The sequence below is a fragment of the Dokdonella fugitiva genome, from assembly GCF_004342425.1.
GTDB classification, from domain to species: Bacteria; Pseudomonadota; Gammaproteobacteria; order Xanthomonadales; family Rhodanobacteraceae; genus Dokdonella_A; species Dokdonella_A fugitiva.
Map to the genome: position 1 here is coordinate 962,424 of NZ_SLWQ01000001.1, position 26,722 is coordinate 989,145.

A 26,722-nucleotide genomic window follows, 5' to 3' on the forward strand; every position below is an offset into this window, starting at 1 on the left:
CGCCGCGTTGCGCGCTGGTCCGCTCTTGCTCCCGCGCGCAGGGAGCCTTCGTGTCAGACGACGCAGCGCACGCTGCCGGGCACCGCCACGTGGTAACCATCGCCGCCGCGACCTTTCGCCTCGTACAGCGCGGCATCCGCATCGCTGTACCAGACCGCCCAGTCGGCATGCTCTCCGCACAGGCTGCCGCCGATGCTCACCGTCACCGTGAGGCCTTCCTTGCAACCGGGGAAGCGCAATGCGCGCACGGCGCCGATGATCTGCGTCGCGCGTGCGCAGAGCTCCTCTTCGCCGGTGACCTGCATGAGCAGGGCGAATTCGTCGCCGCCGAGGCGGCACGGCACATCGACGGACGAGGCCGCGTTCTGCACTTCCTCGGCGATCGCGCGCAACACCTGGTCGCCGACGAGGTGGCCGCAGCGGTCGTTGATCTGCTTGAACCGGTCGAGGTCGACGAGCAGCAGCGCGAGCACGGTCCCGGGCAGGCGATGCTCGCCGAGCCGCTCGAGGAACATGTAGAGGCCGCGCCGGTTGCACAGGCCGGACAGTTCGTCGGTCTGCACGAGGCGTTGCGCGGTCGACAGCTGGGTGCGCGTCTGGCGCAGCGAATCCAGCGTGACCATGAGGTCCTCGTTGCGGCGCTTGAGGCTCTGGATGAGTTGCTGTTCGCTCGCGACGAGGTAGGAGAACGAGCGGCGCATGAACTGCGCGAGCAGGCGCGGTTCGGTCGCGATGAGGTGTTCGAAGGTTTCCTGGTCGACGATGCGCAGGGTCGCCGCGCCGAACGCGACGGCATTGGCGACGCGCGTATGGCTGCCGATGAACAGCACGAGCTCGCCGAAGAACTCGCGCGCGCCGATGATCTTGTCGGGCAGGCCGTCGCCGAATTCGAGCTGCACCTGGCCCGCCTCGACGATGAACATGCTGCGGCCGAGCTCGCCGCGGCGGAAAATGACCTCGCCCTGGCTCACCTCGCGCGCGACGCCAACGCGGGCGAACAGCGCGAATTCGTCCTCCGACAGCTGCCGGGGCAGCAGCGACGGGCGCAGCGGGGCCGCCGTGAGCGCGTGTGCGAGTTCGCTGGTCGACTCTGCCTTGCTGGACACTCGAACCTCCCCCCTCGGGGCCCGACCTATGGGTCATGGTAACGCATGTGACCGGCGGGCTGGCACGGAGTGACAAGGAGTGTCGTAAGAAAACAGCTATTCCGGCTGTGAGCCAAGCGCCCGTCGAGCGTGCGAACACTGTTGCAGGGATTGCGAGAGGGCGCCGCAGGCGACGTGGCGGCGCGGGGTCCGTCTCCAGGTTGTCCCGCCGGCCGGGCAGGCTCGGGAAGGTTAGGCCCGGTTCTTGCTTGGCCTGATCGCCAGCCGCCCTGGCTCCCGGCCGCTCTCACGGCACCCAGGGCACGGCCGGCATCGGAACGGCTCGACCCGGGGCACTCCCCAGCTGCCCGGGTTCCCTCTCTCCCGGTCTGTTCCGATGCCGGTCGGCTGCACCTTCCGGTCCTCTCTCCCGGAAACACGAAGCCCGCCGCCCTCCCCGCGGCGGCCTTCGTGTGCCCGCATGCCGGCGCCGCTCAGGCGGCGCGCGACGTGGTGCCGTGGAACTGTTCCTCTTCGGTCGAGCCCGTGAGCGCCGTGGTCGAGGACTGGCCTTGCTGGATCGTCTGCGTCACCGCGTCGAAGTAGCCGGTGCCGACCTCGCGCTGGTGCTTGACCGCGGTGAAGCCACGTTCGGCCGATGCAAATTCGGCTTCCTGCAATTCGACGAACGCGCTCATCTGGCGCCGCGCATAGCCGTGCGCGAGGTTGAACATCGAGTAGTTGAGCGCGTGGAAGCCGGCCAGCGTGATGAACTGGAAGCGGTAGCCCATCGCCGCGAGTTCCTTCTGGAACTTCGCGATCGTCGCGTCGTCGAGGTTCTTCTTCCAGTTGAAGCTCGGGCTGCAGTTGTAGGCGAGCAGCTTGCCCGGGTACTTCGCGTGGATCGCCTCGGCGAACGCGCGCGCGAAGGCGAGGTCGGGCTTGCCGGTCTCGCACCAGACGAGGTCCGCGTAGGGCGCGTAGGCGAGGCCGCGGCTGACCGCCTGGTCGAGGCCCTTGCGCGTCTTGTAGAAGCCTTCGACGGTGCGCTCGCCGGTGATGAACGGCTTGTCGTTGTCGTCGATGTCGGAGGTGACGAGGTCGGCCGCTTCGGCATCGGTGCGCGCGACGAGCAGGGTGGGCACGCCGCAGACGTCGGAGGCGAGGCGCGCGGCATTGAGCTTCTCGACCGCCTCGCGCGTCGGCACGAGCACCTTGCCGCCCATGTGGCCGCATTTCTTGACCGAGGCGAGCTGGTCCTCGAAGTGGACACCCGCGGCGCCCGCTTCGATCATCGCCTTCATGAGTTCGAACGCGTTGAGCACGCCGCCGAAGCCGGCCTCGGCGTCGGCGATGATCGGCTGCAGGTAGTCGATGCCGTCGTCGCCTTCCGCGTGCGCGATCTGGTCCGCGCGCAGCAGCGTGTTGTTGATGCGCTTGACCACCATCGGGACCGAGTTGGCCGGGTACAGCGACTGGTCCGGGTACATCTCACCGGCGACATTGGCATCGGCCGCGACCTGCCAGCCCGAGAGGTAGATCGCCTTGAGGCCGGCCTTCACCTGCTGCATCGCCTGGTTGCCGGTGAGTGCGCCGAGCGCGTTGACGAACGGCTCCTTGTGCAGCGAGGTCCACAGCTTCTCGGCGCCGAGCCGGGCGAGCGAATGCTCGACCGCGACGGTCCCGCGCAGGCGCACGACGTCTTCGGCCGTGTAGTTGCGCGTGACGCCGTGCCAGCGCGGGTTGTTGCTCCAGTCCAGCTTGATCTGTTCGGCGGTCGGCAGTGGCGTCTTCATGGCTTACCTCGTGGCGATGGATGGATCGGAGTGGGAACGCGGCCGCCGCGGCCGCAGGTGCGCGTGGTCAGGGATCGCGAAGGCTTGCGTAGGCTTCGAGGGTGAGGAAGTCGGCGAGCGCATCGGCATGCGTGAGGCGGGCGAGCAGCGTCGCCGCGTCGCCGATGCGCGCCTGTCCGGGCATCGCGGTCGCGGCGAGGCGATCGCGCGTGGCGGCCAGCACCGCGTCGAACGTGGCGAAGTCGATCGGCGCGCCGTCGTCGAACGCGAGCGGCGGCGCGATGCCTCCGTCCGCGTGGTGCAGCCATTGCCACAGCTGCGCGCGCGCGATTTCCGCGGTGGCGGCGTCTTCCATGAGATGGTGGATCGGCACGCAACCCAGGCCGTCCATCCACGCCGCGAGGTAGCGCAGGCAGACCTCGACGTTGGCGTCGAAACCCCCGCGCGTGATCGTGCCGGTGCTCGGCGCGAGCAGCGTGTCGCGATCGGCGACGACATCCGCACGCGCGACGTGCAGCTGGTTCGGCGTCGGCATGTGCGCGTCGAATACCTCGCGCGCGACGGCGACGAGCGCGGGGTGCGCGACCCATGTGCCGTCGTGCCCGGCGCTCACTTCGCGCAGCTTGTCGGCGCGCACTTTCGCGAGCGCGGCCGCGTTCGCCGCTGGGTCGTGGTTGATCGGGATCTGCGCGGCCATGCCGCCCATCGCGAACGCGCCGCGCCGGTGGCAGGTGCGGATCAGGAGCTCCGAATAGTGACGCAGGAACGGCACGGTCATGACGACCTGGCCGCGCTCGGGCAGCACGCGGTCGCGATGCGCGCGCAGGGTCTTGAAGTAGGAAAAGATGTAGTCCCAGCGGCCGCAATTGAGGCCGACCACGCGCGTGCGCAGCGCGTGCAGGATCTCGTCCATCTCGAACACGGCGGGCAGCGTCTCGATCAGGACGGTGGCCTTCATCGCGCCTTGCTGCAGGCCGAGCACGGCCTCCACGTGGTCCATGACGTCGTTCCACAGCACCGCCTCGCGATGGCTTTCCATCTTCGGCAGGTAGAAGTACGGGCCGCGATCGCGCGCGTGCAGGGCGAGCGCGTTGTGGTAGGCGAACAGGCCGAAGTCGAACAGCGCGCCGGCGATCGCTTCGCCGCCGATCTCGAGGTGTCGCTCGGGCAGGTGCCAACCGCGCGGACGCACGACGAGCACGGCGGGGTCGGGCCCGAGCGCGTATGCACGGCCGTCCGGCGCGCGATAGTCGATCGTGCCGGCCACGGCGTCGCGCAGGTTGAGCTGGCCGTCGACGAGGTTGGCGAACGTCGGCGCGGTCGAGTCCTCGAAATCGGCCATGAACACCTTCGCGCCCGAATTGAGCGCATTGATGATCATCTTGCGGTCGACCGGCCCGGTGATCTCGACGCGCCGGTCCCGCAGCGCGGCGGGGATCGGTGCGACGCGCCAGTCGGCTTCGCGGATCGCGCGCGTCTCGGGCAGGAAGCCCGGCAGCTCGCCTGCGTCGAACCGGGCCTGCCGTTCGCGGCGGGCGGCGAGCAGGGCGCGCCGGCGCCCTTCGAAGCGCTCGTGCAGGTCGGCGAGGAAGGCGAGTGCGTCGGCGTGGAGCAGGCCCGCCTGCTGCGCGTCGAGCCCATGGCGGAGGCGGGGCCCGGGCAGGTTTTCGACGGTGGCGTTCATCGGCGATCTCGTGGTGCTGGAAGGCCAGCCTAGGCAATGCACGGTTGCTTTGACAAAGCAAACGTTTCAATGCGATACATTGGCGTTGTCAAATATCGAACAAGTGTTTGAATCAGCGCATGAAGCAGGATGAACGCAACCCGCGTGGCCGGGCTCGTGGCGCACGCAAGGTGGAACGCCGTAGCGGCGCACGGCGGGAACCCGCAGGTGCTGCGCCCACGCCGCCGCGCTTCTACTACAAAGGCAGCCGCCTCAAGCAGTTGCGTGCGTTCCTGATGATCGTGAAACTCGGCACGCTGTCACGCGCGGCCGAGGCGCTGTTCCTGTCGCAGCCATCCATCAGCCTGCAGTTGCGCGCGCTCGAGCAGGAGCTCGGGGCGACCCTGATCGAGCGCCGCCGCCGCCGTGTCGCGCCGACGCGCGAGGGACAGGCGCTGTACGACCTCGCATTGCCGCTCGTCGAAGGGCTCGACCAGCTCGACCAGCGCTTCCACGCGCTGCGTTCGGGCCTCGCCGGAGGCGAGCTGCACGTCGCCGCGGGCACGTCGACGATCCAGTACCTGCTGCCGGGCTTCGTCGCCGCTTTCCGCGAGCAGCATCCGGGCGTGAAGCTGCAGCTGCACAACGTGACCGGCAAGGACGGGCTCGCGCTGCTGCGTTCGGACCAGGTCGATTTCGCGATCGGTTCGATGCTCGACGTGCCGAACGACCTCAGCTACGAGCCGGTGCAGTCGTACGACCCGATGCTCATCACGCCGCCGGATCATCCGCTCGCGAAGCTCGCCGACGTGCGCCTCGAGGACCTGTCACCGTACGGCCTGATCCTGCCTCCGCAGCGACTGACGACGTATCGCCTCGTCGATCTCATCTTCCAGCAGCGCAAGGTGCCGTTCCGCGTGGCGATCGAGGTCGGCGGCTGGGAAGTCATCAAGCAGTACGTCGCGCTCGGCCTCGGCATTTCGATCGTGACCGGCATCTGCATCGGCGCCGAGGACCGCGCGCGTCTGGCCGTCCGCAACATGAGCGCGTACTTTCCGCAGCGCAGCTACGGCGTCGTCGTGCGCAAGGGCAAGTACCTCAGCAGCGAGGCGCGCGCGTTCGTCGACCTCGTGCGTCCCGGCCTGTTCATGCGCCGGGATTACTGGGAAGCAGGACATTCCGAACGCTGAGCGACGGCCGGCGCCCTGCCACTACAGAGAGCACGATGGACATGCCCGGACCCGGCCCGGACCACGGCCGCCTCGCCCGCTTCGTCGGCGCATGGAGCGGGGAGGAACGCCTGTCGCCATCGCCGTGGGGCCCCGGAGGCTGCGCCAGCGGTCGCTTCGAGTTCCGCGTCGGCGTCGATGGCATGGCGCTGCTGCAGGACTACGAGGAAGAGAAGGACGGGCGGGTCGCGTTCCGCGGGCATGGCGTGTTCATCGTCGACCCGCTCACGCAGGGCATCGCCTGGTGGTGGTTCGACAGCCTCGGCTTCGCCCCCGAGCCGCCGGCACGCGGTCGCTGGGACGGCGACATCTTGCGCATGGAAAAGCACACGCCGCGCGGCGCCGCGCGTTACACGTTCGCGCTCGGCGACGATGCCTTCGTGTTCCGCATCGAGAACCGCTTCGCGGGTCAGGACGACTATGTCGAATTCATGCGCGGCGACTATCGCCGGCTGCGCTGACCGCCGCGTCGAACGCTCCGCCCTGCGCCGCGGGCGCTCCGCGCCCGAGCAGGCGCCGCAGCATGCGCTGGACGAAGCGGAACAGCTTGGGCAACAACCACGCGACCAGTGCGAGGAACAGCACGAGCGCGACGAGGAAGGCGATCGGGTGCGCGATCGCGAGCCAGAGCCCGCCGAGCACGAGGCCGTCCTCGCCCGCGCTCGCGGTCCAGTTGGTGAAGGGTTCAGGCGAGGTGTTGATCGCGGCGCGCCCGCCGCTCTTCGCCAGGTGCGTGCCGCTGGTGACGAGGCCCCCGATGAGGCCGGCGGCGAGTTGCGCCGCCGGCGTCGCGTCGCCCATGGCACCCCAGGCGAGGAACGCTCCGGCCGGGATGCGGATGAACGTGTGCAGCGCGTCCCAGAAGGAATCGAATGCCGGGATCTTGTCGGCGAGGAATTCGCCGACCGCCATGATCGCGGCGGCCGCGAGCACCCATGTGTGCTGCAGCACGAGCAGTTGCTCGGGCAGATGCAGGTAGCCGAGGCGGCCGAGCAGGCCGACGACGAGGATCGTGACGTACAGGCGGATGCCGCTGGCCCAGGCGAGGCCGCCGGCGAGCGCGAGTTGCGAGAGCGCGTCCATCAGGCGTGCGCCTCCCGCGCGACCGGCGCGGTTCGACCGACCGACGGGCGCGCGCGGCCTGCGCGGTTTCTGCTAGCGTGGCGCCCTCGTCCGCGCTGCCGTTCCTGGTGCTCCATGGCCCGTTGGCTCCTCCTCGCCGCTACGATACTTGGATTCATCTTCGTCTTCACCACGCGCAGTCCGCTGCTGCTCGGCATCGGCCTGCTGCTCGGCATCGGCGGCTTCATCGGGTTCATGTTCGCGCTCGCCGCGGACCGTGTCTCGGCGAGTTCACGCCCGGAAACGTCGATGGCATCGCCGGCCGACCTCGCCGCGATGCGCAAACCCGTGGCGCGGCCGCTGCCCCCGGCGCAGCGCCCGCCGGCCGCGGGCGCGACACGGGCGCCCTCGCCGCCTTCCCCGCCTCCGCCGCCCCAACGCTGAAGCCACGCCGCACCGCACCGTGCGTCGCGTCCGCCACTGACGCAGAATCGCCCGTGTCGCATCCTGCGACGCCGTGACGGGAGGTTGGCGTGACCATCGAATCGCTGCTCGTCTTTCTGATCGTGGGCGCGGTCGCCGGCTGGTTGGCCGGGCAGATCGTCAAGGGCCATGGCTTCGGCCTGGTCGGCAACATCATCGTCGGCATCGTCGGCGCGTTCCTCGCCGGCTTCCTGCTGCCGCGCGTCGGGCTCATGATCGGCGGCGGACTCGTCGCGGCGATCATCAATGCGGCGATCGGCGCGATCATCCTGCTCGTGCTCATCGGCCTGTTCAAACGCGCAGCCTGAACGGCGCTCGAGCCAATCCTGGGCCGGCGCAAGCCGGCCTTTTTTCGGCATGCGGACACGCGCGCGATCGGCCCGACTTGACGGCATGGCGCCCCGCGCGAAGCATCGGCGCATGCCGTCCAACGACGCCGACCCGTTCCTGACGCTCGCGAGCCCGCCGCCGCTCGGCGATGACGCGATCCACGTCTGGATCCATGACACCTGCGAGCTTCGGCCGCGTGCGGTACGGGAAGCGGCCCGCGCCGTGCTGGAGCGGCTGCTGCGCGCCTATGCGGGCGGCGAACTGCCGCCCGCGATGGCGAATGGCGCGCACGGCAAGCCGTTCGTGCCGGGGATGCCCTGGCTGCAGTTCAACCTCAGCCACGCCGGGTCGCACGTCGCCGTCGCGATCGCGCGCGACCAGCCGCTCGGCATCGACATCGAGCCGCTCGACCGGCGCATCGCCGTCGACGGCGTCGCGGCGCGGTTCTTCGGTGCCGCCGAGGCCGCCGCGCTCGCGCGGATCGAAGCGCAGCGGCGCCAGCCCGCGTTCCTCCGACTGTGGACGCACAAGGAGGCCGTGCTCAAGGCGCTCGGCGATGGCCTCGGCTTCGGTCTCGAGCGCATCGAGTTTGCGCTGTCGGACGAAGGCCGCGTGCTCGGCCTCGACCGGCTCGCCGCCGAGGCCGGCTCGCCGCGCGAATGGCAGTTGCGGCCGCTCGAGCCCGTGCCCGGGGTCGTGGGCTGCCTCGCCTGGCGCGGCCCGCCGCGGATCGTGCAGCGGCTACGGTTCGCGCCGTGACGACGCGACGTTCCGTCGCCGTGGACCGTCCCTTGCATCAGATGGCAGACGGACAGACCAGCTACGTGGAAACGGCCCCTTCGGGGTCCGGCTTCGGCCAGGCACTCGACCGGGTCACGCTGGAACGTGCGCGGCGCGGCGACATGGGCGCGTTCGCGGCGATCTATGAGCGCTTCGCCAGTGCCTGCTACACGCTCGCGCTGCGCGTGCTCGGCGAGCCCGCGGCGGCGGAGGACATCGTGCAGGATGTGTTCCTCAAGATGTTCGCCACCGTGGGCGGGTTCCGCGGAGACGCGCCGTTCGGCGCCTGGCTCAAGCGACTGACCGCGAACGCGACGATCGACGTGCTGCGTTCGCGCCAGCGCTTCCAGGGCGACGATGTCGAGGCCTTGTTCGACGCGATGCCGTCGGCGGGCCCGGATGCGGAGCAAGGCGTCGACGCGTGGTCGCTGCTGATGCGGTTGCCGCCACGCGCGCGCGCGGTGGTGGTGCTGCACGAGGTCGAAGGCTACACGCACAAGGAGCTGGCTGACCTGTTCGGGCAGAGCGAGAGTTATTCGAAGTCGATCCTCGCGCGCGCGTTGAAGCGACTCAACGACGACGCGGCGGGATCGCGGGAGGTGCAGGATGAGGCATGAAGGTGCGACGGTGCGCCGGTTCGATCCACGGCAGTTGCCGGAGTTCACTCCGGACCCGGCGCTGTGGACCCGCATCGCCGCGGCCCAGCAACGTCGCATGGCGCGCCGCCGCTGGCGCACTGCGGTCGTCGGCACGGCGATCGCGGCTTCGCTGGCGGCAGCGTTGCTGGTCGGCGGACGCTCCGCCGTCGCGCCGGCCGGGTCACCCGCCCCGACCACCGCGATGCAGGACGAGTCGCGCGCGCTCGAGGGCGAGTGGCATCGCCTCGTCGGCGCGCAGGCGGCCGCGCTGGGTTCCACGCGCCTGCGGGCGATCGACGCCGAGCTGCAGTCCGCCTACGATCGCGGCGCAGGCGCCGACGAACTCGAAGCATTGTGGCAGCAGCGCAACCGTGCGCTGCGCGGATTGATCGCGTCGGTGCAGGACGGCGCCTACGGGCGCGCATCCAGCATCACGCAGTTGTGAATGAGGACAGAGGTAGCGAAATGAGCAGTCAGAACCACACTACCGTCCGCCTTGCGGCGCGCACCCTGGCGCTGGCGCTCGCCGTCGCCGCGGGCGGCGCACACGCCGACGCCGCCACGCCGCTCGCCGGCAGTGTCGCCGGCGCAGCCTTGCGCGGCGACGCCGCCGCGAGCGTCGGCGCCGAGCAGCGACTGCGTGCGGAGCTGCGCGCAGTGATGACCGAGCTCGTCGAGAGCGGCGCGTTCGGTTCGGCGCCGCCTCACGAGATCCGTCTCGACATCGATGCGCCGGCCCAGCGCGTGAGCAACCTCGGCTTGCTCGTCGACAGCGCGCGCGACGATCGCGACGGCGTGCATGTGCTCGGAATCACCCCCGGTGGCGCAGCCGAGAAGATGGGCTTGCGCAGCGGCGACGTGCTGCTGGCGGTGAACGGCACGACCCTTGCGAACACGGACGGCGCGGCGGCAACGCTGCGCCAGTCGATCGAGCAGTTGCCCGATGGCGCGCGGCTTGCCTTCGAGGTGCAGCGTGACGGGCGCCGGCAAACGCTCGCGGGAACGCCTTCGAGCGTGTACCTGCCGGCGATGCACCTGACCGTCGGCGACGGTACGCGGCTCGCGTCCAATGGCGGCGCCGGCGCGATGCCTGCGGGCGAAGCCGGCTGCGGTCGACTCAGCGATTTCGACGTCGCACCGCGTGGCGAACACCTGCATGCGGCCAAGATCATCAGCATCGACGGCGTGTCACCCGGCCCGACCGGCACGCGCGCCTTCCGCGTCAGCGCGGGGCGGCATTCGATCAAGGTCGCCGAGCAGATCGAGAGCCGCTACCTGTCGTTCAACGACCGCGCGCGCAATTCGGCGATCGGCTCCGACCGCTACAAGACCCTCGACGTCGACGTGCCGCCGGACACGACCGTGTTGATCGCGGCGCGGCTCAACGAGGACAAGCGCAGCGAATGGAAGGACGGCGCCTACTGGGATCCGGTCGCGTGGAAGCAGACCGCGGAGGCGTGCCACTGAAGTACCGGGCGCGCGCATCGACAGGTGCGCGCGCTTGCGCGATCATTTCCCGATGACCGCGCTCAGCGTCAACATCAACAAGATCGCCGTGCTGCGCAATTCTCGCGGCCATGCCGAACCCGATCCCGTGCTCGCCGCGCGCGTCGCGATCGAAGCGGGCGCGCAGGGCATCACCGTGCACCCGCGCCCGGACCAGCGCCACATCCGCGTCGACGACGTCGCGCGCATCGGCGCGGAGATCGCCGCGTGGCATGTGCGGGGGCGTGCCATCGAATACAACCTCGAAGGCAACCCGTTCGCGCCGCCGCGCGGGGACTATCCCGGCTTCGTCGAACTGGTCCGCCGCGCGCGCCCCGCGCAGGCCACGCTCGTGCCGGATGGTGACGCGCAGATCACCTCCGATCATGGCTTCGACCTCGCCGCCGACGCCGCGCGCCTCGCGCCGGTGGTGGCCGAGCTCAAGTCGCTCGGTTGCCGCGTCAGTCTGTTCGTCGACGCCGGCACGGATGCCGCCGCCCTGGAACGCGCCGCGGCAGCCGGCGCCGACCGCATCGAGATCTACACCGAGCCTTACGCACGCGCCTACGCGAACGGCAACCACGCGCGCGAGCTCGATGCCTGCGTGCGCACCGCGCAGGCGGCGCGCGCCTGCGGCCTCGGCGCGAATGCTGGCCACGACCTCAGCCAGCACAACCTCGGCGCGCTCAAGCGCGCGATACCGTTCCTCGCCGAGGTCTCGATCGGCCATGCGCTGATCGGCGAAGCGCTCTACGCCGGGCTCGCGCCGACCGTGCGCGCGTACCTCGCGATCCTCGCCGATTGAATCTCGTGCTGCGCTGCGGCCGCAGCGGCGGCCGCAGACGCGCGCGCCTATTTCGCGCGGGTTCCTTCGATCTGGATACCCTCGATGCCGCTGCCACGCGCGACGGCGAGCGCGTCGGCGACTTTCGCGTAGGGCGTGTCCGCATCGGAACGGATCTCGAGCATGGCCGGCTTGGGCATCCGCGCTTCGAGCGAAAGCGCGGAGGCAAGCTCGGCACGCGACACGGCGTGGCCTTCGAGATAGAGCTCGCCGGTCGACAGCACCGACAGCCCGAGCGTCCGCGGCATCGGCGCATCGATCGGCTGGCTGCCGAGCGGCAACGGCAGGCGCTTGATGGCGAGCGGAGCGGTGACCATGAGGATCACGACGAGGGCGAGCAGCACGTCGATGAGCGGCGTGACATTGATCTCGACCTGGGTCGCGGCGGCGTGGGAGCGAAACGCATCGGTCGTCATCGTCGTCTCCGTCGGCTGTGGTCGGGCAACCCGAGCCTACGCCTCCCGCTCGCGACCACGCAATCGGCATCGCGCCATCCACGCCACGGACGACGACGCCGACGCAAGGACGAAGCGCTGTTCGTGAGATGTGCGGCCAGCAATGGCCGTTCTGGATCCACGAGCCTGATGCGCTACACGCCTCGTCATGCCGTTCGTCAAAGCTGCGATCAAGGACGAAAAAAAAACGACACCGCGTTGCCGCGGTGCCGTTCGGTAGTTCCCGTGTTGGCCGACCGTCTTACTGGTCGTTGCCGCCGGTGGTCATGAAGCCGAGCTTGACCATGCCGGCCGCCTTCGCTTCCGCCATCACGGTGGCGATCTTCTGCCACTGCGTCGGCTTGTCGGCGCGGATCTGCAGCTCCGGCTGCGGGCTCTTCTGCGCGGCGACGCGCAGCTGGGCCTGCAGGATCGCATCGGTGACAGGTTCGTCGTTCCAGAACAGGTCGCCGTTCTCCTTGATGGCCAGGTCGATCGGCTCCGGCGGGTTTTCCTGCTGCACGTTCGGATTGGCCTGCGGCAGGTCGATCCGGATCTTGTGCGACATCAGGGGCGCCGTGATCATGAAGATGATCAGCAGCACCAGCATCACGTCGACGAGCGGCGTGACGTTGATTTCCGCCATCGGGCCGCCGCCCGAACCACCCGTGGTCATTGCCATGGCTTACTTCCTCGCGACGGCAACCGGAGCAGCGCCACCGTCGACGCGCGAACCGGTCGCAAAGAAATCGTGCAGGTCGTGCGCGAACTCGTCGAAGCGCGCGTAGATCACGCGGTTCTGGCGCACGAAGAAGTTGTACGCGAGCACGGCCGGGATCGCGACGAACAGACCGAACGCGGTCATGATCAGCGCTTCACCCACCGGGCCGGCGACCGCTTCCATCGAGGCGTTGCCCGACGCGGCGATCTTGATCAGCGCGTGGTAGATGCCCCACACGGTACCGAGCAGGCCGACGAACGGCGCCGACGAACCGACCGTGGCGAGCACCGTCATGCCGCCTTCGAGGCGCAGGCTCTCGCGGGCGACGGCCTGGCGCAGCGAGCGATCGATGAACTCGGAACGGTTCAGAGCCTCGACGAGGCGGCTGCCTTCGTTGCGCTGATGATGCGCGGCGGCCTGGGCGGCGTCGAGCGCGATCTTCGAGAACGGTTCGCCCTTGGGCTGTTCCTCGAGGAAGCGCACGGCGTCCTGCGCGGACGGCGTGTCCCAGAACGTGTTGATGACCTTCTCCATGCGCGCACGGATCATGCCGTTGCGCAGGAAATTGGCGACCACGAAATAGATCGACGAGATCGACATCACGCACAGCGTGATGAAGACGATCCAGCCGAGCACGTCGAAGTTCTGGATCAGATCGTGGAAGCCCATCTGGCTCATGGCCGCGGCATTGCTGCCGCCGCCGGGAGCGGGAACGACAGCAGGCTGAGCCGCTGCGGGGGTCTGAGAGGCATCTTGCTGCATGGCGTTACCTTACTCGGTCAAATTGAATTCGATGGGAACCAAGGCATACCCGGCACTGGGTCTGCCACCCTTTGAGCCCGGATTGAACTTCCAGGTCTTCACGGCTTCGATCGCTGCCTGGTCCAGCAAGCGCGAGCCGCTGGATTTTTCGACCGTCACTTCCTGTGGCGAGCCGTCGACACCGACGAGGACCTTCAACAGCACCTTGCCTTGCTGATGCTGGCGAGCGGCCTGCGGCGGATAGCGCGGCGGACGCATCTTACGGTAGCTGATGTTCTCGCTCGGTGCGATATCTTCCGGCGGCGGCGGCGGTGCCGGTGGCGCCGGCGGCGGCGCAGGCGTCGACATCGGCGTCGCTTCCTCCGTCACGATCGGCGGGGCCGGCGGCGGCGGCGGCGCCTTCGGCGGCGGCTGCACCTTTTCGATGATCTTCGGCGGCGGCTTCTTCGGCGGCTCCGGCGGCGGAGGCGGCGGCGGCGGCGGCGGCGGCGGCGGCTCGATGAACTCGACCATCACTTTCTTGTCGATGGTCTTGTCCTTCGGCGGCGGCGGGGCGACCGGGGCCATCATCATCGCGAACGCGAAGGCGTGCAGAGCGAATGCACTTGCAAACGCCGTAACGCGTCGCCAGCTGAAATCGCCGCCAGATTGATTGGTATCTGCCATCAGTATTGACCAACGAGATTGTGTCTGTGCGGCCGTCGTGGCGACGCCGTCGCTTCGCCCCGATTGCAAACCCCGAGAGGCGTAGGCGCGAGAGCTGGCCACGGTACAACAGCGAGTGCCTTCAGGACAAGCGGTTGCAGCGGACGACCTGCACGTGATTATGGAGTTGTGTAACGTTCTTCGGTGGAACCCCAGGTTCCAACGGCCGTCAGCCCTGCGCGGGGTTTGACGGCCCTCGTCCCCATTATCGTTCCACGCACGCGATTGCGGGTTGCAGCGCGTGCGCGGAACGCGTTGCTCACTTCTTCGACTTGGTGGCGCGCTTGATCTTCACGCCGCCCTTGGCGGCCCGGAGACGCTGCTCGGCCATCGTCTTCGTGCTCGCGTAGCCGGCCGCCTTCTGCCAGTCCGCGGCCGCGGCCGCGCCCTGGCCGAGGTCGTTCTTCGCATCGCCGCGCAGCAGGTAGGCCTCGCCTTCCTGGCGCAGGCCGCCGCGCGAGATCGCCTTGTCGAGCGAAGCAATGGCGTCCTGCGACTTGCCGGAATAGAACAGCAGGTAGCCGAGCTGGTAGTCGACGTTGCCGTCCTTCGACATCGGCGCGGCCTTGCCGTAGCCCTCGATCGCGCACGGGTCGTCCTCGGCCTGGGTGCAGACGTCACCCTGCAGCTTGTAGTTGTCGTAGGTACCCTGCAGCACGCCCTTGGCGAAGCCTTCCTTCATGGTCGCCGCCGCGTCCTTCGGCTTGTCGGCCTGCGCATAGAGCTTGGCGAGCTGGACGTAGTCGTCGTTGGTGGTGACCAGGCCCTGGCTCTTCGCCTTCGCCATGAGGTCGAGCGCCAACTGCTCCTTGTCGCCCTGGATGTAGACGGTCGCGAGCTGGTTGATCAGCTTCTTGTTGTTCGGGTCCTTGGCGAGCTGGCCCTTGATGAGTTCGGCGGCCTGGTCGAACTGGTTCAGTTCGAAGTAGCTCGCCATGAGGATCTGCGTCCAGCTGTCGTTCGGCTTGTCGGTCATCGACAGCGCCTTCTTCATCGTGTCGACGGCCTGCTGGAACTGGTCGACGCGGTAGTACGCATTCGCCTTCAGCGCGAGCTCGTCGGCGGTTTGCGCGCCGGTGAGCTTTTCCCATTCGGCGAGCGTCGCCAGCGCGTCCTGGTACTTCTCTTCCTGAATCTGCGTCTGCGCGAGCGCGAACACGAGCTGGAACTGGCCGTCGTTCGGCAGCGCGTCGAACGCGATCGCCTTCTTGTATTCGTCGATCGACTGCGCGCCCTTCTCCTGGTCCCAGTAGATCTGCGCCAGCAGCTGATGCGCGAAGGCCTGCGCGTACTTGCTCGCGCTGCCGTTGTCGATGACCTTCTGGATCAGCGGCAGCGCTTCGTCGGGCTTGTTCTCGTTGACGAGGTCGGCCGCCTTGTTGAGCGCGCGCTGGTCGCCCGACGACATGCTGACCTTCGGCTCCTGCCGCGTCGCATTCGGGTACTTGTTTTCTCCCTTCTTGTCCTTGGCAAATGCAACCGAGCCGCAGGCCATGGCGGCGCTGCATATCGCGACGATGAGCCACTTGGAGAGTTTCATGTCGATGCACTCCTGAACATACGAAGGACGTCGTCCATGAGTGGGCGACGAAAACGGGGCGCAGAGGGTACCCCTGTGCGCGCGAACTGCACAAGCACGCATACAGGACTTCACATGCTGCTGCGCAGCATGGAGCGTGGCCGCATGCGGCCACGCCCCCATTCAGACGTCGAGGTTGGCGACGCGCAACGCGTTCTGTTCGATGAAGTCGCGGCGCGGCTCGACCACGTCGCCCATCAGCGTCGAGAAGATCTGGTCGGCGGCCACCGCGTCCTCGATGCTGACCTGCAACAGGCGGCGCGTGTCCGGGTTGACCGTGGTATCCCACAGCTGCTCCGGGTTCATTTCGCCGAGGCCCTTGAAGCGCTGGATCGTCCGGCCGCGCTTGGCTTCCTCCATGAGCCATTCGTAGGCTTCGCCGAAGTTCGGGACGGCGCGGACCTTGCCGCCGCGGCGCACCTGCGCACCCGGCTGGATCAGCCCCGCGAGCTGAGTCGCGGCATCGACGATCGGCCGGAACTCGGGGGCGGCGAGGAAGGTCGCCGGCAACAGCTGGGTATGGCGCAGGCCGTGCTGGTCGCGCTCCACGACCAGCGCGGCGGCGTGCTCGGCCGTCGCGGGCTGGACCCGCAACGTGTAGCGCGGGCGACCGAGTCCTGAGCTCGACAGTGCGGCGGACAGGCGGTCGGTCCACGCTTGCAGCGCGACGGGATCCTGCCAGCCTTCGCTCGTGAACGGCGCGTCGATGAGCGCATGCAGGAACGCGGCGTCGAAGCGGAAGGAGAGGCGATCGATCTGGTCGAGCGCCGCGCGGTAGACGCCCATGAGCTTCTCGAGTCCGGCGCCGCTCACCGGCGGTGCGTCCGCGCTGTAGGCGAGTTCGGCCCCATCGACTGCATTCGAGATGAGATACGCGTTGAGCGCGGTATCGTCCTTGAGGTAGAGCTCCTGCTTGCCCTGCTTGAGCTTGTACAGCGGCGGCAGGCCGATGTACACGTGGCCGCGTTCGATCAGCGCCGGCATCTGGCGGTAGAAGAACGTGAGCAGCAGCGTGCGGATGTGCGAACCGTCGACATCCGCGTCGGTCATGATGATGATGCGGTGGTAGCGCAGCTTGTCGACGTTGAATTCGTCCTTGCCGATGCCGGTTCCGAGCGCGGTGATGAGGGTGCCGACTTCGGCCGAGCTCAGCATGCGATCGAAGCGCGCGCGCTCGACGTTGAGGATCTTGCCCTTGAGCGGCAGGATCGCCTGGTTCTTGCGGTTCCTGCCCTGCTTGGCCGAACCGCCCGCCGAGTCACCCTCGACGATGAACAGTTCCGACAGCGCGGGATCCTTCTCCTGGCAGTCGGCCAGCTTGCCCGGCAGGCCGGCGATGTCGAGCGCGCCCTTGCGGCGGGTCATTTCGCGCGCCTTCCGCGCCGCTTCGCGCGCGCGGGCCGCGTCGACGACCTTGGCCGCGATCGCCCTCGCCTCGTTCGGGTTCTCGAGCAGGAATTCCTCGAGTTTCTGGTTGACGATCGACTCGACGATGCCCTTGACCTCGCTCGAGACGAGCTTGTCCTTGGTCTGCGACGAGAATTTGGGATCGGGCACCTTCACCGACAGCACGGCGATCAGGCCTTCGCGCATGTCGTCGCCCGAGAGCGCGACCTTGGCGGTTTTCTGCAGGCCGGCCGACTCGATGTAGTTCGACAGCGTGCGCGTGAGCGCCGCGCGGAAGCCCGCAAGGTGGGTGCCGCCGTCGCGCTGCGGGATGTTGTTGGTGAAGCAGAACACCGTCTCCTGGTAGGCGTCGGTCCACTGCATGGCGACGTCGACGGTGGTGCCCTCGTGCTGCGCGCTGAAGCCGACGACCTGCGGATGCAGCGGCGTCTTCAGCTGGGCCAGGTGCTCGACGAACGAACGGATGCCGCCCTCGTACTCGAAGACGTCGCACTTGTCGGTGCGCTCGTCGATGAGCTCGATCTTGACGCCCGAATTGAGGAACGACAGTTCGCGCAGGCGCTTGGCGAGGATGTCGTAGTGGAATTCGACCGTCGAGAACGTCGCCGGGCTCGGATGGAACCGCACCGTCGTGCCCCGCTTCGTCGAGGGACCGACGACCTTGAGCGGATACATCGGCTCGCCGAGCGCGTATTCCTGCTGGTGTTCGTGGCCGTCGCGGTAGATCGTGAGCCACAGGTGGTCGGACAGCGCGTTGACGACGGAGACGCCGACGCCGTGCAAGCCACCGGACACCTTGTAGCTGTTGTCGTCGAATTTGCCGCCGGCGTGCAGCACGGTCATGACCACTTCGGCAGCGGAGCGGCCCTCTTCCGGCTGGATGTCCACGGGAATGCCGCGGCCATTATCCGCGACGCTGACCGAGCCATCCGAATGGATCGTGACGACAACGTGGTCGCAATAGCCCGCCAGTGCCTCGTCGATCGAGTTGTCGACGACCTCGAACACCATGTGGTGGAGGCCGGTGCCGTCATCGGTGTCGCCGATGTACATGCCCGGCCGCTTGCGCACGGCCTCGAGGCCCTTCAAGACCTTGATCTTGCTTGAATCGTATTGGTCGGTCATTCGGTCTCCGGGCGCGACGGGCCCAGCCCGCCGGTAGCGAGCCAAAGCCGGATATTCAATCGAACAATTATAGCAGCCGTGCGCCTATGACAGCCGCTCCACGCGACCTTGTTCCACGTGGAACCTCGCCGGGTCCGGCACGATGCCTTCGAGGGCCGAAGGCTCCTCGGTGCCCGTCAGCAACACCTGGGCGCCGCTCCGGGCCACCGAGCGCAGCAGGCGGCGCTGGTGTTCCACATCGACCTCCGAAGCGAGGTCGTCCAGACAGATGATCGGCCACTCCCCTTCCTGCGCGGCGAAAAGACGCGCCTGCGCCAGCACGAAAGCGAACGCGCCGAGCTTCTGCTGTCCGCGCGAAAGGTGATCGCGCCGGCGAGCAGCCTCGAACCCCACCGACCAGTCCGCCCGGTGCGGCCCGCGGCTCGTGTGTCCGCGCGCGAGGTCGCGCTCCATGCGGTCGGCGAGGGTACGCTCCAGCGAGGCGGAATCATCGAAGCCCGGCTCGAACTCGATCGTCGGTTCGCCAAGTTCCGGCAACAGCTCGACCAGCAGCCCGCGTACATACGGCACGAGGGTGTCGAAATAGGCGCGTCGCATTGCCGCGAGCGGCTCGGCCGCACGGGCGAGCTCGTGATCCCAGGGTGCGAGCTCGCTCCGATCGACCAGGCGGCGCAGCAGGGCGTTGCGTTGTTTGAGCACACGCTGGTATCGGCGCCACACCGACAGGAACGCATGTTCCACGTGGAACACTCCCCAGTCGAGGTAGCGGCGCCGCTCATCCGATGCGCCCGCGATGAGTTCGTGCGAACCCGGTTCGAAGCAGAGCACCGCGGTCCGACGCAGCAGGTCGGCAATCGCGACGTCCGCACCATCGACCTTGGCGACGAGCCCCCGTGCGGTGCGCGCGAGGCCCACCCGGCTGCGCCCGCCCGCGAATTCGACCTCGCCGAAGACGGCGTAACCACCGCTGCCGTCGCGCGCGAGCGCCTCGCGCGCCGCGGTACGAAAGCTCCGGCCGTGGGACAGGAGATACGCTGCCTCGAGCAGCGATGTCTTGCCGGCGCCGTTCGGTCCCGTGAACACGTTCCAGCCCGGCGCAAGCGCGAACTCGGCACGCGCGAGGACGCGCAGGTTTTCGATTCGTAGTTCGCGCAGGTTCATGCCGGGCGGCGCACGCTTTTGCATGCGCCCCCAAGTGGCGCGCCGTCCTGCGTCAGAGGCGCAGCGGCATGATCACGTGCCGCGTGTCGTCGGAGTCGGGCTTGCGCACGAGGCAGCTCGATTGACCGTCGCGCAGGCACAGCAGGACCTCGTCGCCCGTGACCGCGCCGAGCGCGTCGAGCAGGTAGTTGACGTTGAAGCCGACGCTGAGATCGGACACGCCGGTGCGTGCCTCGACCTCCTCCACCGCTTCTTCCTGCTCCGGATTGTGGGCGACGACGCGCACGCGGTTCGGCGCAACCTCGATCTTCACGCCGCGGTACTTCTCGTTCGAAAGGATCGCCGCTCGTTGCAGCGCCGCGCGCATCTCGTCGCGCTGCAGGCGTACTTCCTTGTCGGCGCCGATCGGGATGACGGCCTCGTAGTCCGGGAAGCGCCCATCGATGAGCTTCGACGTGAACGTGACGTCGCCACGCCGCACGCGCAGGTGATTGCGTGCGAACTCGAGCTCGACCACGCCATCGCCGGTTTCGAACAGGCCCTGCAGTTCGTTGATGCCCTTGCGCGGCACGATCACCTGGCGCGGCGACGCGACTTTCGACTCGAGCTTCGCTTCCGCGAGCGCAAGCCGATGGCCGTCGGTCGCGACGCAGCGCAGCGCCTGTTCGCGCAGGTCGAGCAACATGCCGTTGAGGTAGTAACGCACGTCCTGGTGCGCCATCGCGAAACTGGTGCGGTCCATCAGTTCCTTCAGGGTAGCTTCGGGTAGCGCCACCCGTTCGACGAGCTCGATCGAATCAATCGTCGGGAACTCCGTCGCCGGCAGCGTCGCAAGGGTGAAGCGGCTACGCCCGGCGCTCACGGTGACGCGCTCGCCGTTCTGCTCGAACTTGATGCGGCACCCGTCAGGAAGCGCGCGGCAGATATCGAACAGCTTGCGGGCCGGAACCGTCACTTCGCCGGCGTCGAGATCGTCGGCTTCGGTCCGCGCAACCATTTCGACTTCGAGGTCGGTTCCGGTCAGCGCGACGCCACTGCCGTCGACAACGACGAGCAGGTTAGCCAGGACCGGCAGCGTCTGCCGCCGTTCCACCACGCCAACCACGTGTTGCAGCCGCTTGAGGAGAGCTTCGCGCTGGATGCTGAATCGCATGGTCTGCCGTTCCTGTCTTTGGTTTTTATGTGGAGCGTTGGTGGCTGCTGGTGCTGTGTACAACCTGCCGAAGCGCAATTAATCTGTAAAAATCATACGCTTACGGAGAAATGACGCACTGTAGAACCTGCCGTGCCGCCTGTGGGTCAACTGTGGATAATATTCGCGTCGACCGTCCGGCACAGCTTTTCCACAGGCTACGCCCGTACTTCTTCACTCGGTCAGCGTGCGCACGAGTTTTTCCCAGTCCTGTCGCAGCTTGCCGTCGGTTTCCCGCAAGTCCCGGATCGTGCGGCACGCGTGCAGCACCGTCGTGTGGTCGCGGCCGCCGAATGCGTCGCCGATTTCAGGCAGGCTGTGCTCGGTCAGCTCCTTGGCGAGTCCCATCGCCATCTGCCGCGGCCGCGCAATCGATCGGCTGCGCTTCTTCGACAAGAGGTCCGCCAGGCGCAGCTGGTAGTAGTCTGCCACGGTCTTCTGGATGTTAGGGATCGTGATCGCCTGGGCGTGCACGGTGAGCAGATCGCGCAGCGTTTCCTGCGCGAATTCGCTGCTGATGCGGCGCCCCTCGAAGTTCGCGCGCGCGACGAGCGTATTGAGCGCGCCCTCGAGGTCGCGCACGTTCGAGCGCATGCGCTTGGCCATCAGCGTGGCGACCTCTTCCGGCAACTCGACGCCCTTCGCCTGGGCCTTCGCCAGCACGATCGCGGCGCGCGTTTCGAAATCCGGCGGTTCGATCGCGACCGACAGGCCCCAACCAAGTCGCGACTTCAGTCGCGGCTCGAGGTTGTCGACTTCCTTCGGGTAGCGATCGCAGGTCAGGATGATCTGCTGCTTGCCCTCGAACAGCGCGTTGAACGTGTGGAAGAATTCTTCCTGCGTCGTGTTCTTGCCGGCGAAGAACTGGATGTCGTCGATGAGCAGGGCGTCGACGGAGCGGAACCGCCGCTTGAAATCGTCCATGCCCTTCTGCTGCAGCGCGCGCACCATGCCGCTCACGAACTGCTCCGAGCGCAGGTAGAGAATCTTCACGCCCGGCTTGTTCGTGCGCATCAGGTTGCCCGCGGCATGCATCAGATGCGTCTTGCCGAGGCCGGTGCCACCGTACAGCAGCAGCGGGTTGTAGGCGCGGCCCGGATTCATCGCGACCTGGGTCGCGGCGGCCTTGCCGAGCTGGTTCGACTTGCCCTCGACGAAGTTCTCGAACGTGTAATTGGGATCGAGGTTGGAATCGGGAACGGCCGCGCGCTCGGGCGCGTTGCGCGGTCGCGCCGTGGGCCGGCCGACGCCACGCTCGGGCGAGCGCGCACCGACCTGCACGTCGACGGCGACCGGGCCGTCGCACAGGTGTTCGAGCACCTCGAGGATCGGCGCCAGGAATCGCTCGCGCACCGTCTCCATCGTGTACGCGTTCGGCGCCCACAGCGTGAAGCCGGACTCCTCCTCGCTGACCTGCAGGGGGGCCAGGTAGGTATGCAGATCCTCTGCGCTGAATTCCGCCTCGAGGCGGGATAGACAGCGGCGCCAAAGTTCGCTCATTGCAGGGTGTATTTCCGGATGCGGGCAGCGAGCCGACCGGAACGGTGGCTCGCGCGGGAATGGGGCAAGATGCGAAAGTCTAGCAGCACGCCGGCATGGACCCGCCTGCAGACCGGCGCCGCGCCGGTCCCTCGCCTTGACACGGACCCGGGCCGCCGCCTACCATCCGCGCCCTTTTCCATTCAGCAAGTTGGCGTACCCACATGGCCACCAAGCGCACTTACCAGCCGAGCAACCTCAAGCGCGTCCGCGACCACGGCTTCCGTGCGCGCATGAAGACCCGTGGCGGCCGCAAGGTCATCAACGCCCGTCGCGCCAAGGGTCGCAAGCGCCTGGCCGTCTGACGCGGCCGCGAAGCTCCGGATGGCGCCCGCAACCTTCCCGCGCGCGGCGCGCCTGCTGACCCCTCGTGATTTCGCCCGGCTGCGCAGCGACAGCCGGCGCGTCGCCACCCGCCATCTCACCGCCCAAGTCGCCACGCGCGACACGGACGGTGCGCGCCTCGGCCTCGCCGTTTCCCGCAAGGTTTCCAAGAGCGCGGTGCATCGCAACCGGATCAAGCGGATTGCGCGCGACAGCTTCCGACGCCACCGCGACAGCCTGCCGGCGGTCGACATCCTCGTGATCGCGCGCAGCAGTGCCGACCTCGAGGACAACCCGAGCCTGCACGCCGAGTTCGCACGCCTCTGGCAGCGCATCGCGGCGTTGAACGGCGCGGATGCGGCCGGCACAATGCGCGACTGACTTTCCAGCGCCGCGCTTCAGGCGCGAGCACTTTCGATCCAGCCCCCAGGCAGTGACGGCAGCGCGACGCGCGACCGCCTGCCGCCCGGCGCCACATGCCCAGGCCGAACGTTCCTATGACGAGTCCGCGCAACTTCCTGCTGATCGCCCTGCTGTTCATCGGCTACCTGCTCTGGATGCAGTGGCAGGAGGACTACGACAAGGTTCCCGCCACCACCGCCGGCGCGCCTGCCGCGGCGGTCGACGGCGCGCCGACCGCGCCGGTCACGGTTCCTGATGGCGCCGACGTGCCGAGCGCGAGCGGCAGCGCCGCCCCGGCGCCCTCGCCGGCCACGCCCGACGCCGCGGCGAACGCATCGGGCGAGCGCGTCGTCGTCACCACCGACGTGCTGCGCGTCGAGATCGACACGCGCGGCGGCAACGTCGTCGTCGCCGACCTGCTCGCCTACCCGCTGCAGCCGAAGGACTACGCCCATCCCAAGCGCCTGCTCGACAGCAGCGCGGCGGGCTTCTTCGTCGCGCAGAGCGGCCTCGTCAGCGCGGGCGGCGCGGCGCCCGACCACCAGGCGCAATACAGCGCGGAAAAGAACGCCTATTCGCTCGCCGACGGCAGCGACACGATCGAGGTGCCGCTGAGCTGGAGCGATGCATCCGGCATCGCCGTGCGCAAGGTGTTCGTATTCAAGCGCGGCAGCTACGTCATCGACCAGCGCCAGGAAATCAGCAACAAGGGCGGCGTGGCGTGGAGCGGCAATGCCTATCGCCAGCTGCAGCGCGTGCCGCCCGTCATCGACACCAGCGGCATCAAGGGCTACAGCAACATCGAGCGCTACAGCTTCGTCGGCGCGGCGTGGTACAGCCCGGCCGACAAGTTCCAGAAGCTCAAGTTCGACCAGTTCGCCAAGGAGCCGCTCGACAAGCCGATCGCCGACGGCTGGGCCGCGATGCTGCAGCACTACTTCTTCGCGGCATGGATCCCCGCGCAGGGCGAGAACGACCAGTACTCGACCAAGACCTACGTCGCCCACGCGGCCGACGGCAGCGCGGCCAACCGCTATCTCATCCGCACGCAGTCGCCGCCGATCAGCGTCGCGCCGGGCGCGACCTACACCGATGCCGCGCGCCTCTATGTCGGCCCGAAGCTGCAGAGCACGCTCGACCAGATCGCCCCGGGCCTCAGCCTCACGGTCGACTACGGCATGTTCACGGTGATCGCCGAGCCGCTGCACTGGCTGCTCGCGCAACTGCACAAGCTCACCGGCAACTGGGGTTTCGCGATCATACTGCTCGTGCTGATCATCAAGGCGCTGTTCTTCAAGCTCAGCGAGACGCAGTACCGCTCCGGCGCGAAGATGCGCAAGCTGCAGCCGCGAATGCAGGCGCTGAAGGAGCGCTACGGCGACGATCGCCAGAAGATGAACATGGCGATGATGGAGTTGTACCAGAAGGAAAAGGTGAACCCGCTCGCGGGCTGCCTGCCGATGCTGGTGCAGATCCCGGTATTCTTCGCCCTGTACTGGGTGTTGCTGGAGAGCGTGGAGCTGCGCCAGGCGCCGTTCATCGGCTGGATCCAGAACCTCACCGCGCCCGATCCCTACTACGTGCTGCCCGTGCTCAACGGCCTCGTCATGATCGCGACGACGATGCTCACGCCGAGCGCGGGCATGGACCCGACGCAGGCGAAGATGATGAAGATCATGCCGGTCGTGTTCTCGGTGCTGTTCGCGTTCTTCCCCGCCGGCCTCGTCCTCTACTACACGGTCAACGGCGGCCTCGGCCTGCTGCAGCAGTGGATCATCACGCGCCGCATCGACGCCGGCGAGAAGGCGGCCGCGGCCTGATGCGATGAGCGGGCGCGCCGACACGATCGCAGCCGTGGCGACCGCGCCCGGCGCGGGCGGCGTCGGCGTGCTGCGCGTATCGGGCGATCGCGCCGGCGAGATCGCCCGCGCCGTGCTCGGCCGCGCGCCGCGCGCGCGACACGCGCACTACGCCGCGTTCCGCGCCGCCGACGGCGGCGTCATCGATCGCGGCATCCTGCTGTGGTTTCCCGCGCCGCATTCCTACACCGGCGAAGACGTGCTCGAACTGCAGGCGCACGGCAGCCCGGTCGTGCTGCGCATGCTGCTCGCGCGCCTCGTCGAACTCGGCGCGCGCCACGCGCGCGCGGGCGAGTTTTCCGAACGTGCATTCCTCCACGGCCGCATCGACCTCGCCCAGGCCGAAGCCGTCGCCGACCTCATCGCGAGCGGCTCGGAAGCGGCCGCGCGCGCGGCGCAGCGCAGCCTCGAGGGTGAGTTCTCCACGCGCGTGCACGCGCTCGCCGAGCGCGTCGTGCGCCTGCGCGTGTGGATCGAAGCCGCGATCGATTTCCCCGAAGAGGAGATCGACTTCCTGAAGGCGCCGGAACTCGCTGCCGAAGTCGACGCGACGCGCGGCGACCTGCACGCGTTGCTCGGCGAGACGCGCCGCGGCGTGCGCCTCGCCGACGGCCTGCACGTCGTCATCGTCGGCCGGCCCAACGTCGGCAAGTCGAGCCTGCTCAACGCACTCGCCGCGAGCGAGCGCGCGATCGTCACCGACGTCGCCGGCACCACGCGCGACGTGCTGCGCGAAACGATCGACCTCGATGGCATCGCGCTGACCCTGGTCGACACCGCCGGCCTGCGCGACGCTGCCGACGTGGTCGAACGCGAAGGCATCCGCCGCGCACGCGGCGAGCTCGAACGCGCCGACCTCGCGGTGCTCGTCAGCGACGACGGCGATGCGGCGCGCGACCTCGATCTGCTGCGCACGATCCCGTCGCGTGCGGTGCGCGTCGTCGTGCACAACAAGATCGACCTCGCCGGCACGCGCGCGCATCGCGAGGAGCGCGACGGCATCGTCCACCTGTGGTTGTCGGCGCGCTCGCGCGAAGGCCTCGACGGCCTCGTCGCGGAACTGCGACGTCATGCCGGAGCAGGCGAAAGCGACGCCGGCGCGTTCACCGCGCGGGCGCGCCACGTCGCCGCGCTCGAGCGCGCCCGCGCGCATTTCGACGCAGCGGTCGCCGCGCTCGCCGAGCGCAACGCCGGTGAACTGGCCGCGGAAGACCTGCGCCGCGCGCACGACGCGCTCGGCGAGATCACCGGCGAAGTCAGCGCCGACGATCTCCTCGGCGAGATCTTCTCGTCGTTCTGCATCGGGAAGTGAGGTTGGGTCCAGGGACATCTACTGGAGTCTGCTAATGTGCCTGTAATCCGCGTAAACAAAGGGATTTTTGTCTACTGAGTGATTTGGTGATGCAGTCAAAGCCATCGCTGTTCGGGTCCATATATGGGTGCAAGTTCACCGAATGGCCTGACTATTGACTTTCATGGACCCAAAGGAGGGTCCATGTCTCTCACAGATACCGCACTCAAGGCGCTCAAGCCCAAGGACGCCTCGTACATCGTCAGCGACGATCGCGGGCTGTACGTCGAGGTGCTGCCGAGTGGCAGCATCGTCTGGCGTTATCGCTATAGGCTGGACGGCAAACGGGAAAAGCTCACACTCGGCAAGTACCCGGCCCTTACCCTGAAGAACGCCCGGCTGAAGCGGGACGAAGCGGCCCACCAAGTGGCGATGGGAGAGTCGCCGGCAAAGAAGAAGCAGCAGGAGAAAGTGGCTGGAGCAGAAGACGCTACCGTGGCCGAGTTCGCCGAGCGCTTCTTCAAGGACATCCAGTCACGCGATCGCAAGAACGTGACCATGTCCCGGCGCTATCTGGAAAAGGACATCCTGCCGCACATCGGCAGCAAGCCGGTCAGGGACATCACCGCCGAGGATGTGCGCAGCGTCATCTGGCGCAAGAAGGCGCAAGGTTTCGACGCCGCCGCTGGCCAGGTGCGTGGCCTGCTCAAGCGCATGTTCGACTACGCGCTGACCTGTGGCCTGATCCAGGCCAACCCGGTCATGGCCTTGCCGATGCGGCACGTCTACCGCGCCGCCGCCCGCGACCGGGCGCTGACGCCGGACG

27 protein-coding genes are annotated in these 26,722 nt (G+C 68.1%); 14 read left to right on the top strand and 13 right to left on the bottom strand.

The features are described 5' to 3' along the window. Positions 1-53 precede the first annotated feature (53 nt). The 3 genes from EV148_RS04055 to aceB all read right to left on the bottom strand — a co-directional run bounded on the left by EV148_RS04055 (position 54) and on the right by aceB (position 4,565). Entirely contained in the window at positions 54-1,106 is a 1,053-nt protein-coding gene (locus tag EV148_RS04055; RefSeq protein ID WP_131993779.1) for a GGDEF domain-containing protein, read from the bottom strand. Positions 1,107-1,579: 473 nt separating this feature from the next. Then, on the bottom strand, positions 1,580-2,881 hold the full coding sequence (gene aceA, locus EV148_RS04060; RefSeq protein ID WP_131993782.1) for an isocitrate lyase: 1,302 nt from the start codon (positions 2,879-2,881) through the stop codon (positions 1,580-1,582). 67 nt (positions 2,882-2,948) lie between these two features. Next, positions 2,949-4,565, bottom strand: coding sequence for a malate synthase A (gene aceB / locus EV148_RS04065; RefSeq protein WP_131993785.1), 1,617 nt, complete (start codon positions 4,563-4,565; stop codon positions 2,949-2,951). Positions 4,566-4,684: 119 nt separating this feature from the next. On the opposite strand from aceB, the gene EV148_RS04070 reads away from it, so the two are divergent. Together EV148_RS04070 and EV148_RS04075 are read left to right on the top strand one after the other, a co-directional pair. Beyond that, a complete protein-coding gene (locus EV148_RS04070) occupies positions 4,685-5,734 on the top strand; it encodes a LysR family transcriptional regulator (RefSeq protein ID WP_131993787.1) in 1,050 nt (349 codons plus the stop codon). 41 nt (positions 5,735-5,775) lie between these two features. Further along, positions 5,776-6,234: a DUF1579 family protein gene (locus EV148_RS04075; RefSeq protein WP_158287312.1), complete on the top strand. Its 459-nt coding sequence runs from the start codon at positions 5,776-5,778 to the stop codon at positions 6,232-6,234. On the opposite strand, the gene EV148_RS04080 is transcribed toward EV148_RS04075, so the two are convergent. Beyond that, a complete protein-coding gene (locus tag EV148_RS04080; protein WP_131993793.1) occupies positions 6,203-6,856 on the bottom strand; it encodes a DUF4126 domain-containing protein in 654 nt (217 codons plus the stop codon). The two genes, EV148_RS04075 and EV148_RS04080, sit on opposite strands and share 32 nt — an antisense overlap. A gap of 114 nt (positions 6,857-6,970) precedes the next feature. Here EV148_RS04080 and EV148_RS04085 point away from each other — a divergent pair, with 114 nt between their 5' ends. The 7 genes from EV148_RS04085 to EV148_RS04115 all read left to right on the top strand — a co-directional run bounded on the left by EV148_RS04085 (position 6,971) and on the right by EV148_RS04115 (position 11,356). Next, entirely contained in the window at positions 6,971-7,279 is a 309-nt protein-coding gene (locus tag EV148_RS04085) for a hypothetical protein (RefSeq protein WP_131993796.1), read from the top strand. Between the two features lie 89 nt (positions 7,280-7,368). Continuing rightward, on the top strand, positions 7,369-7,626 hold the full coding sequence (locus EV148_RS04090) for a GlsB/YeaQ/YmgE family stress response membrane protein (protein WP_131993799.1): 258 nt from the start codon (positions 7,369-7,371) through the stop codon (positions 7,624-7,626). A 112-nt stretch (positions 7,627-7,738) separates the two neighbouring features. After that, complete coding sequence (locus tag EV148_RS04095; protein ID WP_158287313.1) at positions 7,739-8,407, top strand: 4'-phosphopantetheinyl transferase family protein; 669 nt, start codon at positions 7,739-7,741, stop codon at positions 8,405-8,407. A 41-nt stretch (positions 8,408-8,448) separates the two neighbouring features. Beyond that, positions 8,449-9,045 carry an RNA polymerase sigma factor gene (locus tag EV148_RS04100; protein ID WP_241987978.1) on the top strand — a complete coding sequence of 199 codons (597 nt, stop codon included), beginning with the start codon at positions 8,449-8,451 and terminating at the stop codon, positions 9,043-9,045. Further along, complete coding sequence (locus EV148_RS04105) at positions 9,035-9,511, top strand: hypothetical protein (RefSeq protein ID WP_131993808.1); 477 nt, start codon at positions 9,035-9,037, stop codon at positions 9,509-9,511. Before EV148_RS04100 ends, EV148_RS04105 begins: the two co-directional genes overlap by 11 nt. 20 nt (positions 9,512-9,531) lie before the next feature. After that, on the top strand, positions 9,532-10,533 hold the full coding sequence (locus EV148_RS04110) for a PDZ domain-containing protein (protein ID WP_131993811.1): 1,002 nt from the start codon (positions 9,532-9,534) through the stop codon (positions 10,531-10,533). 52 nt (positions 10,534-10,585) lie between these two features. After that, positions 10,586-11,356 carry a pyridoxine 5'-phosphate synthase gene (locus EV148_RS04115; protein ID WP_131993814.1) on the top strand — a complete coding sequence of 257 codons (771 nt, stop codon included), beginning with the start codon at positions 10,586-10,588 and terminating at the stop codon, positions 11,354-11,356. Positions 11,357-11,403: 47 nt separating this feature from the next. Here EV148_RS04115 and EV148_RS04120 read toward each other — a convergent pair whose 3' ends face one another. The 9 genes from EV148_RS04120 to dnaA all read right to left on the bottom strand — a co-directional run bounded on the left by EV148_RS04120 (position 11,404) and on the right by dnaA (position 21,981). Continuing rightward, entirely contained in the window at positions 11,404-11,811 is a 408-nt protein-coding gene (locus EV148_RS04120) for an ExbD/TolR family protein (protein WP_131993817.1), read from the bottom strand. A 280-nt stretch (positions 11,812-12,091) separates the two neighbouring features. Further along, a complete protein-coding gene (locus EV148_RS04125; protein ID WP_131993820.1) occupies positions 12,092-12,511 on the bottom strand; it encodes an ExbD/TolR family protein in 420 nt (139 codons plus the stop codon). 3 nt (positions 12,512-12,514) lie between these two features. Continuing rightward, positions 12,515-13,228, bottom strand: coding sequence for a MotA/TolQ/ExbB proton channel family protein (locus tag EV148_RS04130; RefSeq protein WP_131993823.1), 714 nt, complete (start codon positions 13,226-13,228; stop codon positions 12,515-12,517). A 93-nt stretch (positions 13,229-13,321) separates the two neighbouring features. Further along, the gene (locus tag EV148_RS04135) at positions 13,322-13,978 is read right to left on the bottom strand and encodes an energy transducer TonB (protein ID WP_131993826.1); all 657 of its coding nucleotides are present in this window, start codon (positions 13,976-13,978) and stop codon (positions 13,322-13,324) included. 298 nt (positions 13,979-14,276) lie between these two features. Next, on the bottom strand, positions 14,277-15,557 hold the full coding sequence (locus EV148_RS04140; protein ID WP_131993829.1) for a tetratricopeptide repeat protein: 1,281 nt from the start codon (positions 15,555-15,557) through the stop codon (positions 14,277-14,279). 162 nt (positions 15,558-15,719) lie between these two features. Beyond that, positions 15,720-18,128, bottom strand: coding sequence for a DNA topoisomerase (ATP-hydrolyzing) subunit B (gene gyrB / locus EV148_RS04145; protein ID WP_131993832.1), 2,409 nt, complete (start codon positions 18,126-18,128; stop codon positions 15,720-15,722). An 84-nt stretch (positions 18,129-18,212) separates the two neighbouring features. Further along, a complete protein-coding gene (gene recF / locus EV148_RS04150; RefSeq protein ID WP_131993835.1) occupies positions 18,213-19,289 on the bottom strand; it encodes a DNA replication/repair protein RecF in 1,077 nt (358 codons plus the stop codon). 52 nt (positions 19,290-19,341) lie between these two features. After that, entirely contained in the window at positions 19,342-20,442 is a 1,101-nt protein-coding gene (gene dnaN / locus EV148_RS04155) for a DNA polymerase III subunit beta (protein WP_131993838.1), read from the bottom strand. Positions 20,443-20,655: 213 nt separating this feature from the next. Continuing rightward, entirely contained in the window at positions 20,656-21,981 is a 1,326-nt protein-coding gene (gene dnaA / locus EV148_RS04160; protein WP_131993841.1) for a chromosomal replication initiator protein DnaA, read from the bottom strand. A 203-nt stretch (positions 21,982-22,184) separates the two neighbouring features. On the opposite strand from dnaA, the gene rpmH reads away from it, so the two are divergent. From rpmH to EV148_RS18830, 5 genes are all read left to right on the top strand, one after another. Beyond that, on the top strand, positions 22,185-22,325 hold the full coding sequence (gene rpmH, locus EV148_RS04165) for a 50S ribosomal protein L34 (protein WP_131993844.1): 141 nt from the start codon (positions 22,185-22,187) through the stop codon (positions 22,323-22,325). Positions 22,326-22,344: 19 nt separating this feature from the next. Beyond that, complete coding sequence (gene rnpA / locus EV148_RS04170; protein ID WP_131993847.1) at positions 22,345-22,725, top strand: ribonuclease P protein component; 381 nt, start codon at positions 22,345-22,347, stop codon at positions 22,723-22,725. A 116-nt stretch (positions 22,726-22,841) separates the two neighbouring features. After that, positions 22,842-24,566 (top strand): membrane protein insertase YidC, encoded by a 1,725-nt coding sequence (yidC, locus tag EV148_RS04175; RefSeq protein ID WP_131993850.1) that lies wholly within the window; start codon positions 22,842-22,844, stop codon positions 24,564-24,566. 4 nt (positions 24,567-24,570) lie between these two features. Beyond that, positions 24,571-25,917 (top strand): tRNA uridine-5-carboxymethylaminomethyl(34) synthesis GTPase MnmE, encoded by a 1,347-nt coding sequence (gene mnmE, locus EV148_RS04180; protein ID WP_131993853.1) that lies wholly within the window; start codon positions 24,571-24,573, stop codon positions 25,915-25,917. A gap of 183 nt (positions 25,918-26,100) precedes the next feature. Continuing rightward, positions 26,101-26,722, top strand: a 622-nt coding sequence (locus tag EV148_RS18830; RefSeq protein ID WP_241987964.1) for a tyrosine-type recombinase/integrase, incomplete at its 3' end; no start/stop codon positions are given.